The organism is Rhizobium sp. WSM409, from assembly GCF_057653825.1.
The window spans coordinates 1,114,502-1,127,029 of the sequence record NZ_CM172794.1 but is presented as its reverse complement, the minus strand read 5'-3'; the positions used below and the strand labels follow the sequence as shown (position 1 = coordinate 1,127,029).

The following is a 12,528-nucleotide window of genomic DNA, read 5'->3' as shown; positions in this document are numbered from 1 at the left end:
CTGTTGAACCTTCATGGCTGATCTGCCCTGCGGCATCCTTCTTCTCCCTGGCGGGAGGAGAAGGATGCCTGCTCGACATATGCGCCTTCAATCCTCTTGAATGTGTCACGCCCCTGTGGCATCACCCGCCCTCCTGATTTCGGGGCGTGCTTACGCCCTTTCGCGGAGCGATGCTCCGTCTCCAATAACAATCGGCATGAAGAGGTGCGGGCATGGCTCAGGCGCTGGGTTTCGACTTCGGCACGACGAATACGGTTCTCGCCACGGCGGATGGCGGGGCGACGCGCTCGATGGCGTTCACGAGCACGGAGGGTACGGCAGACAGCATGCGCACGGCGCTTTCCTTCATGAAGGATGCCCAGCTCGGCGCATCGGCGCTGAAGGTGGAAGCGGGCCATGCGGCGATCCGCCAATTCATCGACAATCCCGGCGAATGTCGCTTCCTGCAGTCGATCAAGACCTTTGCGGCAAGCGCGCTGTTCCAGGGCACGCTGATCTTTGCCAAGCGGCATAATTTCGAGGATCTGATGGAGGTCTTCGTGCGGCGCCTGCGCAACTACGCCGGCGACAACTGGCCTTCAGACGTCAGCCGCATCGTCACCGGCCGGCCGGTGCATTTTGCCGGCGCCAGCCCCGATCCGGCGCTGGCGACCGAACGCTACAATGAGGCGCTGTCGCGCTTCGGCTTTCCCGAGATCCACTATGTCTATGAGCCGGTTGCCGCCGCCTTCTACTTCGCGCAGAACCTGAAGCGGGATGCCACCGTGCTGGTCGCGGATTTCGGCGGCGGCACGACCGACTATTCGCTGATCCGCTTCGAAACCGTCGCCGGCAAGCTGACGGCAATGCCGATCGGCCATTCCGGCGTCGGCGTCGCCGGCGACCATTTCGACTACAGGATGATCGACAACATCGTCGCGCCGCTGATCGGCAAGGGCAGCCATTTCAAAAGCTTCGACAAGATTCTTGAAGTGCCGTCCAATTACTATTCCAGCTTCGGCCGCTGGAACCAGCTGTCGATCTTCAAGACGACGCGAGAATTCGAGGATCTGAAGAAGCTGGTTCGCACCAGCCTGGAACCGGAAAAGCTCGAAATCTTCATCGACCTCATCGACCACGACGAGGGCTACCCGCTTTATCAGGCGGTGTCGGCGACGAAGATGGCGCTCTCGGCATCCGAGGAGGCGCCTTTCGATTTCGCACCGCTCGGCCGCGGTGGACATCGCAGCATCAAGCGCAGCGACTTCGAAGGCTGGATCGCCGATGATCTTGCCCGCATCGAAGGCGCGCTCGACGACGTGCTCGACAAGACCGAGACGAAACCGTCGGAGATCGACAAGGTGTTCTTGACCGGCGGCACCTCTTTCGTGCCGGCGGTGCGCCGCATCTTCACCGAACGCTTCGAGCGCGATCGGATCGAAAGCGGCGGCGAACTGCTGTCAATCGCCCATGGCCTGGCGCTGATCGGCGAACGCGACGACATCGCGCAATGGACTGTGCAATAGAGCCGGCAAGGGCGGGCAATCGGCTGCCCGCCCTTTCAATGCCAGTGTCACTCCGCTAAGCTTGCCCACATGATCTCCGCCAACGACCTTTCCCCAGCCGAGCTCGCAGCGCTTCTGCATTTCCATGCCGATGCCGGCGTGGAATGGCTGCTGGAGGAAGAGGCGATCGACCGCTTCGCCGAGTTCGAGGCAATGAAGGCCGCCCGCCGGCCGGCGGCACAGGCGCAGCAGCAACGTCCCGCCGCTGGGGAACGCCCTGCCCCAGGTCAGTCACCGGCGCGCCCGAACGCCGCAGCCCGCCCAGCGCCTGCCGAACGCGCAGCGTCAGGTCCGCAACCGGCAATCCCGGATGGCGAGGCGGTGCAGCAGGCGCGCTTCGTCGCCGAAACCGCGCGATCGCTCGTCGAGCTCAAGACCGCGATCGAAACCTTCAACGGCTGCAACCTCAAGCACAGCGCCCGCTCGACCATCTTTGCCAGCGGCGATACCGAAAGCGGGATCATGGTAATCGGCTCGGCGCCGAGCGCCGAAGACGATCGCGAGGGTTTGCCCTTCTCCGGAAAATCCGGTCAGCTGTTCGACAAGATGCTGGCGGCGATCGGGCTGACGCGCTCAACCATTCTGTTGACGCAGGTCATCCCCTGGCGGCCGCCTGGCAATCGTGCGCCCTCGGCGGCGGAAATGGACATCTGCCGACCCTTCATCGAGCGGCAGATCGCGCTTGCCGAACCGAAAGCGATCCTGCTGCTCGGCAATTTTTCGGCGCGTTTCTTCTTCGGCGAAAACGATACGATTCACGGCCTACGCGGCCGTTGGAAGGAGATTGCGGCTGCGGACTGTGTCATTCCTGCCATAGCCAGCCTGCATCCGCAGGATCTGTTAACCGCACCTGTAAACAAGCGGCTGGCCTGGAACGACCTGCTCGCCTTTCAAGCGAAGCTTAAGTCCCTCTCTTTGCTTAGAAATTAGCCAAAGTTGAATAATTTGTGAATCAATCCATGCGTTTTTCGCATGGCTGCATCCCGTCGTGACGCATTGCGGAATCTATGCTGCATCGCAATATCAGCTGTGTCTTGGGAGGAATCACAGGAACCAAGGCCATGAACAAACGTTTTCGTCCTATCCATAGCGGGTTTGAAACCCTTCGCCTCGCCGGCGACCAGGTTCGTTCTACTCAAGGCTACAGCCGTTTCGGCTTTGCCACGAACGAACAGATGATTGCCCGCGGCACCGGCATCAACAGCCGTACGGCGCGCCCGAACGCCATTTTTTCGGACTTCCAGCAATATTAAGCGGCAGGCCCTGCGCCTGCCCTTTCGTGTCAAGAGTACCCAACATGTCGAGCCTGATATCACTTCTGCGCAACATCGAAACCTTCGAGCACATCCGCGTCGCGGTCTGCGCCGCGCGGGAATATGAGCGCGAGCTCACGGTCAAGCCGGCCGATGCCGGAACTCGCAATGGCGCAGGCACAGCGGCGATCGTTCTCTGATCAAACGGCCATTTCCTCGATCTGGGCTTTCGCCCATTCGAAGGCTTCGTCGACATAGGCGAACTTGACGGCTTGCCAGGCGCAATATTCCTCGACGAAATCCCGCGATATCCAAAGGTGCGTCTTGCGCGGCTCGTCATACCAGCCGACGCAGCCGCGTTGCGCCGCTTTTGCAAGCAGCCGCTGCAGGTGCGTGCGCGACATCATGAAATCGGCAGCAAGAGCCCGGGTTTCGACACGGCCGACGGACAGCCGCCCCGGCTCGCTGCTTTCCATATCCATCCGGCCGATGAAGTTGTCGACGACGAGGCCGCCGGCTTCCGTCCAGAGGAACAACGCCACCTGCTCCGGCGGTTCGCGCCAGGCGGCATCTTCGATGCAATGGCGGGCAATGCGCGGCTGAATGAGCCGCATCAGTGATGGATTTGCCTGGAGAAAGGCGGCCCTTTGACCGCCGTCGAGCAGGTCGAGCGCGGCGAGATTGGAGAAAAGCCAGGCAAACATTCCCTGATGGCTGACGTCGGCCGGTTCGAAATGACGTGGCCGCCGCCGCTCGTCGCCGGGCGTGTGGGTTATGAAGCGGTAGGTATAGAGTTCTTCGATGAAGGCGAGCACGGTGTTGCGGCTCGCCACCTTGTGCGCGGTAATGCGCCCGGTCAGCCGCACGGCGGTGAAACCCGACGTCGGGTCGCGCGGATCATATTCCAGGTTGAGGGCATAGGCAGTCTGGGTCAGAAGCCAGCGTTGATGGGAAGCGAGCAATCGCGCCAGCCGCGGACCGGCATCGAACATGCCGCGCATCTGCCCAGCCAAAAAGCGAATGCTCATCAGAAAGGAAGAGTTCCCCACCAATTGCTCCGCTGTGAATGCCATTATGCTTTTCTCCACCTCCGCTCGCCGGCCAGCGTTCGGAGCAACGACACCCGAGAGCTCCTCCGGCATCAGCGGCCATTCAGACATGCACAGCTTGGAATAAATGATACTCTCTCATGTTCAACAATCATATTCCACAGGCCGACGGTATCCCAAGAATTCACCATTCTTTTCACTCTTTGAGCGCAATCCTCAACCCACTGCAATCGGCGCGTTAAAACCTTGATAACATGCACTTGCAGGTCTCAGGCTTGCGGCGTCGTGGCCTTGCGCGCCTCTCTTTGCTCGATGCCCAGTTGGTGCTCGCGATAGATGATGAAGATGCCGGCGGCGACGACGATGACGGTGCCGATCAGCATGGTCACGCTCGGCACGTCGCCGAAGACGAAGTAGGCGACGATGCCGCCGAGCAGGATCGAGGTATATTCGAACGGTGCGATGGTGGAGACGTCGGCATGGCGGTAACTTTCCGTCAGCAGGATCTGCGCGACGCCGCCGCAAAAGCCGGCGGCGATCAGATAGAGCGCCGTCGGCCATGGCAGGATGAGCCAGCCAAAGGGAAGAGAAGCCAGCGAGAAGACCGAGGCGGTGATCGAGAAATACAGCACGATCGTCGCAGTCTTCTCTTCCTCGACGAGCCGGCGCACCTGGATCATCGCCACGCCGCCGAGAACGGCCGAGAACAACACGCAGAGCGCACCGACGGCCTGGTCTGCTTCCATGCCGCCGTCGCGAAACAGCGTGAGTTTCGGCCAGGAAACGATGGCGACGCCGACGATGCCGACCAGGACGGCGCTCCAGCGATAGATGCGCACGGTCTCGCCGAGAAAAACGGCAGCGAAGATGACGGCGACGAGCGGCAGCGCATAGCCGAGCGCGATCGCCTCGGGCAGCGGCAGATGCAGGAGGCCGTAGAAACCGAAAGCCATCGACAAGATGCCGATCGTGCCGCGCTTCAGATGACCGATTGGATTGGCGGTGTAGAAGGCGGCGCGCAGCTGCCTGTTATAGGCCAGATAGGCCATGATCGGGAAGAGCGCGAAGAACGACCTGCAGAAGGTGACCTGACCCGGCGGGATGTCTGAGCCCGCCAGCTTGATGAAGGTCTGCATGGCCAGGAAGACCACGACCGACGAGACTTTCAGCGCAATGCCTCTCATCGGGTTTCTGAGAACCGAGTGCATGATCCTGGCTCTTGATACTGACTTAACCGGAACGGGGAGACGCGTTCGACTCGGGAACGCAGCAGGTGACGTCATCTATCGTAGCGAAAGAAAAACCCGATTGGCGAAAAAACCGCAAGCAACATGGCAGAATCGCAGAATCGCCGTCAGCCGCGGGATGAACCGTGCTGCATACGCGTCACTGCGCTGAAATTTCCCTATTTGAGTCATTCACCCCCAAAATGTTCATCTCCCGGCGTTCGGCGTTAACCAATTGAAAACCATAGGCAAGCATCGTTTTTTATCGCTGATCTCGAAATTTTCTTCACCGCACAAACAATTGCCCGCTCCTTTCAGGATCCCATTTGATGAAGCCGCTTAGCGCCGAAACCATCGCCCAGTCGCAGAATGCGACCCCGCGCTCCATGCGCGTCGTCACCGACGGCATCAGCACCGACCTCGAGCGCTTCAGCGCCGACAACACCCATATCGTCAAGCAGATCAAGCTGCTGGCGATCAATGCGCTGATCGAGGCGGCCAGAGCCGGCGAGACCGGAAAGGGCTTCGCGGTCGTTGCCAACGAGGTGCAGCGGCTGGCGCAGATCGCGACCGACATTACCGGCAGGTTTGAAAGCAACGTGCTTGGCCGCATCGGCCTCAGCCGCGCCATGGCCGATTCGCTGGTCGAGGAGATGGAGGGCGTTCGCCTCACCGATCTGGCGCAGACGCTGGTGCAGCTCATCGTCCGCAATCTCTTCGAGCGTACGGCCGATGTGCGCTGGTGGGCGACGGATCCGGCGCTCTGGCAGGCGCTGCAGAACCCGGCCCGTGAGACTGTCGCCTTTGCGGCGGAGCGTCTCGGCGCCATCAACCGCTTCTACACCGTCTATCTCGATCTCGTCATGACCGATCTCTCGGGCAAGGTGATCGCCTCCGCCAATCCCAAGTTCCAGCGCAAGATCGCAGGCACGAGCCTTGCCGGCGATCCGTGGTTCCGCGCGGCGTCGGTCTGCTCCTCCGGCGACGCGTATATTGTCGACGACGTCAAAGCGAGCCCGCTGCACGAGAACAGGCATGCGCTCGTCTATGCCACAGGCATCCGCGAAGAGGGCAAGCTCGACGGGCGGCTGGTCGGCACACTCGGCGTCTATTTCGACTGGCAGAACCAGGGCCAGGCGATCGTCGAGAAAGAGGCCAACCTGCCGCCGCAGCTGGCGGAAAGAACGACGGTCATGCTGCTCGACGGCAAGAGCCGGGTGATCGCCACCACCAATCCCGCCTTGCTCTTTTCCCATTTCGCGCTCGCCAATCCGTCCGGCCAGGCGAAAGGCAGCTACTACGACAATAACGGCTCAATCGTCGCCTTCGCACGCACCCTCGGCTATGAGGATTACGACGGGCTCGGCTGGTACGGCGTCGTCGTGCAGCAGACGGAAAACGACGCAACGATCAAGGCCGCGCTCAATCTGAAGTAGAGACTTTCTCCCCTCAGCTGCGTTCATTCGTTTCCAATAAGATATTTTGCCCGCGAACTTGGTGTTCGCGGGCAATTTGCTTTAAGTTTAGTTCAGACTTTAATGTAATCATCCCCGGCAAAATTTATGGCAGAGTGCGCCCGCCTCTGTATTCCGCGGTTATCAAATAACGGTCTTCAGGAAACACCATGCGAACAGATACCGGCCAGGTCATTCATCTGGCAGATTACCGTCCCACCGACTTCGTGCTGGAACGTGTGGACCTGACCTTCGAACTCGACCCGACTGAGACAAAGGTCGAGGCGCGTCTGATCTTTCATCGTCGCCCGGGCGCCGATCCGGCAGCGCCGATCGTTCTCGACGGCGACGAACTGACGCTGTCGGGGCTGCTGCTCGACCAGGTGGAGCTGGACCCTTCGCGTTACGACGCAGCACCGGAAAGCCTGACGGTGCGCGACCTGCCGGAGAGCGCGCCCTTCGAACTGACGATCACCACCGTCATCAACCCTGAGGCCAACACCAAGCTGATGGGCCTTTACCGCACCGGCGGCATCTACTGCACGCAGTGCGAGGCGGAGGGTTTCCGCCGCATCACCTATTTCCCCGACCGGCCCGACGTGCTTGCGCCGTTCACGGTCAACATCATCGCCGACAAGGACGCCAACCCGCTGCTTTTGTCGAACGGCAACTTCCTCGGCGGCGCCGGCTACGGCCCCGGCAAACATTTCGCCGCCTGGTTCGATCCGCATCCGAAGCCGAGCTATCTCTTCGCGCTCGTCGCTGGCGATCTCGGCGTTGTCGAAGACACGTTCACGACCATGTCCGGTCGCGAGGTGGTGCTGAAGATCTATGTCGAGCACGGCAAGGAGCCGCGCGCAGCCTATGCCATGGACGCGCTGAAACGCTCGATGAAGTGGGACGAAGAGAGGTTCGGCCGCGAATACGATCTCGACATCTTCATGATCGTCGCCGTCTCCGATTTCAACATGGGCGCGATGGAGAACAAGGGCCTCAACGTCTTCAACGACAAATACGTGCTTGCCGATCCCGAGATCGCCACCGATGCCGACTATGCCAATATCGAGACGATCATCGCGCATGAATATTTTCACAACTGGACCGGCAACCGCATCACCTGCCGCGACTGGTTCCAGCTGTGCCTCAAGGAAGGCCTGACGGTCTATCGAGACCACGAATTCTCTTCCGACCAGCGCTCGCGCGCCGTCAAGCGCATCGCCGAAGTGCGCCACCTGAAATCGGAGCAGTTCCCGGAAGATAGCGGCCCGCTCGCCCATCCGGTGCGGCCGACGACATATCGCGAGATCAACAATTTCTACACGACGACCGTCTACGAAAAGGGCAGCGAAGTCACGCGCATGATCGCGACGTTGCTCGGCAAGGACGGCTTCAAGAAGGGCATGGACCTCTATTTCGACCGCCATGACGGTGAGGCCGTGACGATCGAGGATTTCGTCAAATGCTTCGAGGATGCAAGCGGGCGCGACCTCGCGCAATTTTCGCTCTGGTACCATCAGGCCGGCACGCCGCTCGTCACCGCATCGGGCAGCTATGATGCGGCAGCCGGCAGCTTCACCCTGTCGCTCGAACAGATGATCCCTGCAACGCCCGGCCAGCCGAGCAAGGAGCCGATGCATATTCCGCTCAGCCTCGCGCTGTTTGGCGAAAACGGCGGCAAGATCGAGCCGACCTCGGTCGACGGCGCGGAATATGCCGGCGAGGTGCTGCATCTCACCGGCCGCACGCAGACGGCCGTGTTCCATGGCGTTGGCTCGCGGCCGGTCGTTTCGATCAACCGCAGCTTCTCGGCGCCGATCAACCTGCATTTCGATCAGAGCCCGGCCGATCTTGCCCATCTCGCCCGCCATGAGACCGATCATTTTGCCCGCTGGCAGGCATTGACCGATCTGGCGCTGCCGAACCTGCTGAAAGCGGCACGCGACGCCCGCGAGGGCAAGCCTGTGATCTGCGAGACGACCTTCGTCGAGACGCTGATTGCCGCCGCTGCCGACGAGAGCCTCGAGCCCGCCTTCCGCGCCCAGGCGCTGGCTCTGCCGAGCGAATCCGATATCGCCCGTGAACTCGGCGGCAACAATGACCCCGATGCCATCCATGCCGGCCGGCAGGCGGTCCTGAAACAGATCGCCGATGCCGGAAAGGATGTCTTTGCCGGCCTCTACGCAGCGATGACGACATCAGGCGATTTCAACCCGGATGCGAAGAGCGCCGGCCTGCGGGCGCTGCGCAATAGCGCCCTCACCTACCTCTCGCATGCCGAAGAGACGCCGACCCGCGCCAAGGCCGCCTTCGATGCGGCCAACAATATGACCGATCTCAGCCATGCGCTGACCATCCTCGCCCATCGTTTTCCCGACAGCGCGGAGACGAGCGAGGCGCTCGCCACCTTCCGTGACCGCTTCGCGGAAAATGCGCTCGTCATCGACAAATGGTTCGCGATCCAGGCCGGCATTCCGGGCGCAAAAACCCTGGGACGGGTCCGCGCGCTGATGGACGATCCGCTCTTCAAGCGCACCAATCCGAACCGGATGCGGTCGCTGGTCGGCACCTTCGCCTTTGCCAACCCCACCGGATTCGGCCGCGCCGATGGCGAAGGCTATCACTTCCTCTCGGATCAGATTCTCGATATCGACGGGCGCAACCCGCAGCTTGCCGCCCGCATTCTCACCTCGATGCGCTCCTGGCGCTCGCTCGAACCCGTGCGTGCCGATCACGCCCGCTCGGCGCTGATCGAGATCGAGCGAGCCACCGATCTTTCGACCGACGTGCGCGACATCGTCGAGCGCACGCTTAAGGGGTAATTTGATTCGACCGGCCATCAGGAGAAATTCGGCGGCCGGTCGCCCAGCACCTCGAATCATCTGGAAAAACCCGAAATTATAAATAGTTAACGGATTTTTACCTTTGCCTCTGGACAAGGCGAATCACCCATGATTCTCTAGGTCAGGTTCGAGCGAGCGGCGCGCGAATCACATGAGGGACAAGGCGAAGAGATGATGGACGTGCGGCGGGCAACCGTGGCCGGAGGACGGCTGCGTGTCGATTTTGACGGGCTCAATGCCTGGCGCGACAGCCTTTCGGGCCATGCGACATCGGAACCACTTCTGCGTTATCTGCCGAAGGCCGAGCTGGTCTTGAAGCGGGCCATCCCGGCGCTGATCGTCGCCTTCCTCTCCGTCGTCGCCGCCTCGCATTTCTTCGGCATGATGAGCGAATATGGGCGGCTGGAGGCCTCGGCGCGCCATGCCACCGCACTTTCGGCGGCGACCGCCTCTGCGGTGTTTGCCGATGCGTCCGACATCTTTGACAGCGGCGATATCACCGGGGCGCAGGCCCGCCTCGCCAAATACCTGCCGCAGGACCGGCTGGACAGCGGCGCTTTCGTGCTGCTCGTGCAGGCAAGCGGCAAGGTTTTTGCCGCGACCACCGCCGGGCTTTCGCATGTTGGCAGCAATGTCGGCGACTTCTTCCCCGAGGTCTCGGCGATCCGCCGCTTCGGCGATCGCGCCGGCGTCATCGAAACGACGATCGGCGGCGTGCCGCACTATGCCGAGATCACGCTGATGGGCAATGCCGGCGGTTATATCGTCGCCGCCACCTCGCTCGACGAGATCGGCCGGCTCTGGCGTGAGGAACTGGCGCTCAACGTGACGCTGTTTGCCGGCATCTCCTCTATCCTGCTCGTCATCCTCTATGCCTATTATACGCAGGTGAAGCGCGCTCGCGACGCCGACGACATCTTCCTGGAATCGAACCTGCGCGTCGAGACGGCGCTGTCGCGCGGCCGTTGCGGCCTCTGGGACTTCGATTTCGAGAACCGCGAATTCTTCTGGTCGCGCTCGATGTACGACATGCTCGGCCTGCCGGGTTCCGACAAGACGATGGGTTTCGGCGAAGCCGCCCGACTGATGCATCCCGATGACGGCGGGCTCTACGAGATCGCGCGCGCCATCGGCAAGGGCGCTTCCGGCCAGGTCGATCAGATCTTCCGCATGCGCCATGCCGGCGGCCACTATGTCTGGATGCGGGCGCGTGCCCAGGTGATCCGCAGCAATTCCGGCCGTATGCACCTGATCGGCATCGCCATGGACGTGACCGAACAGCATCGGCTCGCCCAGCGCTACGCAGAAGCCGACCAGCGCCTGGCCGACGCCATCGAATGCACCTCGGAAGCCTTCGTGCTCTGGGACAAGAACGATCGGCTGGTCATGTGCAACACGCATTTCCAGCAGGCCTATGGCCTGCCGGACAGCGTGCTCGTGCCCGGCACCGAGCGTTCGACCGTCAATGCCGCCGCCGCCCGGCCTGTCATCGAGCGGCGGATTTCCGATGCCGACGGCTCCGGCTATTCGCGCACGACGGAGGTGCAGCTTGCCGACGAGCGCTGGCTGCAGATCAACGAGCGGCGCACCCGCGACGGCGGCAGGGTTTCGGTCGGAACCGACATCACACTGATGAAACGCCACCAGGAGCGGCTGCGCGAATCCGAGCGCCGGCTGATGGCGACGATCGGCGATCTGTCCGCCTCGCGCCAGACGCTGGAGATCCAGAAATCCGAGCTTTCGACGGCCAACTCCAACTACCAGGCGGAGAAAGAACGCGCCGAGGCCGCCAACAAGGCGAAATCGGAATTCCTGGCCAACATGTCGCATGAGCTGCGCACGCCGCTCAACGCCATCCTCGGCTTCTCGGAAATCCTGCAGAACCAGATGTTCGGTCCGCTCGGCTCGCTGAAATACGACGAATATGCCCGCGATATCCATGACAGCGGCAAACATCTGCTCAACGTCATCAACGACATTCTCGACATGTCGAAGATCGAAGCCGGCCATGTCAGGCTGCATTGCGAGCGCATCGATCTTGTGCCGCTGATCGAGGAAAGCCTGCGCTTCACCGCCATGCCCGCTGCTGAAAAGAACATCGTCATCGAACAGCGCATCTGCTCCGGCCTGACGCTGATGGCCGACCGCCGGGCGATGAAACAGGTGCTGCTCAACCTGCTCTCCAATGCGGTGAAGTTCACCGACAATGGCGGCCGCATCGCGGTGCGCACCCGCCGCGTCGACGGCGCCGTCGTCGTCACCATCGCCGACACCGGCATCGGCATTCCACGCTCGGCGCTGTCGAAGATCGGCCAGCCCTTCGAGCAGGTGCAGAGCCAGTATGCCAAAAGCAAGGGCGGCTCAGGCCTCGGGCTCGCCATCTCGCGCTCCCTGACCTCGCTGCATGGCGGCCGCATGAAGATCCGCTCACGCGAAGCGGTCGGCACCGTGATCTCGCTGCGCATTCCGGATGATATCTAGAGCCGACCTCATTTAGCCGGCCGATGCGGCGGTGAAAACCGCCAGCTGAGCGGCGAAAGCACGCTTATATGCCGGCCGCGCCTCGGCCCGGGCGACATAGGCGGAGAGGTTCGAATATTCCTCCAGTATGGCAGATCCTTTCAACCTGAGCAGCACCGACACCATCAGCAGGTCGCCGGCGCTGAACGCACCATCGAGCCAGTCGGCATCGCCAAGACGGTGGGAGAGGCCGATCAGCCGTTTGCGGATGCTGTCCTCGAGGGCAGAAAGGCGGTGATCGTACCAAGGCTTGTCGCGCTCGAGGATCATGACGAGAGCGCGGTCGAAGATCGGTGGTTCCACCGTGTTGAGCGCGGCAAACATCCATGTGAGCGCGCGCGCCCGGGCATTCACATCGTCCGGCAGCAAGCCCGCATGGCGCTCGCCGATATGGAAGACGATGGCGCCGGACTCGAACAAAGTGAGATCGCCTTCCTCATAGGTCGGGATCTGCCCGAATGGCTGCAGCGCCAGATGCGCGGGCTCCTTCATCTCTTTGAACGAAACAAGACGAACGTCGTAAGGTTGGCCCACTTCTTCGAGCGCCCAGCGAACGCGCATTTCACGGGCCAGGCCCCTGCCGCGATCGGGCGACCGTTCAAAGGCGGTAATGGTAATCGTCATTCGTGTTCTCCATAGCTT

The 12,528-nt window shown here is 61.7% G+C and carries 10 protein-coding genes; 7 read left to right on the top strand and 3 right to left on the bottom strand.

Translation table 11 applies throughout. The features are described 5' to 3' along the window. Positions 1-212 precede the first annotated feature (212 nt). The 4 genes from AC25BC_RS05695 to AC25BC_RS05680 all read left to right on the top strand — a co-directional run bounded on the left by AC25BC_RS05695 (position 213) and on the right by AC25BC_RS05680 (position 2,997). Positions 213-1,505 (top strand): Hsp70 family protein, encoded by a 1,293-nt coding sequence (locus tag AC25BC_RS05695; protein WP_012756729.1) that lies wholly within the window; start codon positions 213-215, stop codon positions 1,503-1,505. Positions 1,506-1,574: 69 nt separating this feature from the next. Beyond that, entirely contained in the window at positions 1,575-2,474 is a 900-nt protein-coding gene (locus AC25BC_RS05690) for a uracil-DNA glycosylase (RefSeq protein ID WP_012756728.1), read from the top strand. Between the two features lie 131 nt (positions 2,475-2,605). Continuing rightward, a complete protein-coding gene (locus tag AC25BC_RS05685) occupies positions 2,606-2,797 on the top strand; it encodes a hypothetical protein (protein WP_003546802.1) in 192 nt (63 codons plus the stop codon). A 44-nt stretch (positions 2,798-2,841) separates the two neighbouring features. Then, a complete protein-coding gene (locus AC25BC_RS05680; protein ID WP_012756727.1) occupies positions 2,842-2,997 on the top strand; it encodes a hypothetical protein in 156 nt (51 codons plus the stop codon). Here the strand turns inward: AC25BC_RS05680 and AC25BC_RS05675 are convergent, their stop codons facing one another. Both AC25BC_RS05675 and AC25BC_RS05670 read right to left on the bottom strand, forming a co-directional pair. Next, positions 2,998-3,870: a hypothetical protein gene (locus tag AC25BC_RS05675; protein WP_012756726.1), complete on the bottom strand. Its 873-nt coding sequence runs from the start codon at positions 3,868-3,870 to the stop codon at positions 2,998-3,000. 245 nt (positions 3,871-4,115) lie between these two features. Then, a complete protein-coding gene (locus AC25BC_RS05670) occupies positions 4,116-5,054 on the bottom strand; it encodes a DMT family transporter (RefSeq protein WP_012756725.1) in 939 nt (312 codons plus the stop codon). 347 nt (positions 5,055-5,401) lie between these two features. Here AC25BC_RS05670 and AC25BC_RS05665 point away from each other — a divergent pair, with 347 nt between their 5' ends. The 3 genes from AC25BC_RS05665 (at position 5,402) to AC25BC_RS05655 (ending at position 11,847) form a co-directional block, all read left to right on the top strand. After that, a complete protein-coding gene (locus AC25BC_RS05665) occupies positions 5,402-6,508 on the top strand; it encodes a methyl-accepting chemotaxis protein (protein ID WP_012756724.1) in 1,107 nt (368 codons plus the stop codon). A 188-nt stretch (positions 6,509-6,696) separates the two neighbouring features. Then, the gene (gene pepN / locus AC25BC_RS05660; RefSeq protein WP_012756723.1) at positions 6,697-9,345 is read left to right on the top strand and encodes an aminopeptidase N; all 2,649 of its coding nucleotides are present in this window, start codon (positions 6,697-6,699) and stop codon (positions 9,343-9,345) included. A 192-nt stretch (positions 9,346-9,537) separates the two neighbouring features. Further along, entirely contained in the window at positions 9,538-11,847 is a 2,310-nt protein-coding gene (locus tag AC25BC_RS05655; RefSeq protein WP_012756722.1) for a PAS domain-containing sensor histidine kinase, read from the top strand. 12 nt (positions 11,848-11,859) lie between these two features. On the opposite strand, the gene AC25BC_RS05650 is transcribed toward AC25BC_RS05655, so the two are convergent. Then, positions 11,860-12,510, bottom strand: a complete 651-nt coding sequence (locus AC25BC_RS05650; RefSeq protein WP_012756721.1) for a glutathione S-transferase family protein — start codon at positions 12,508-12,510, stop codon at positions 11,860-11,862. Positions 12,511-12,528: the final 18 nt, after the last annotated feature.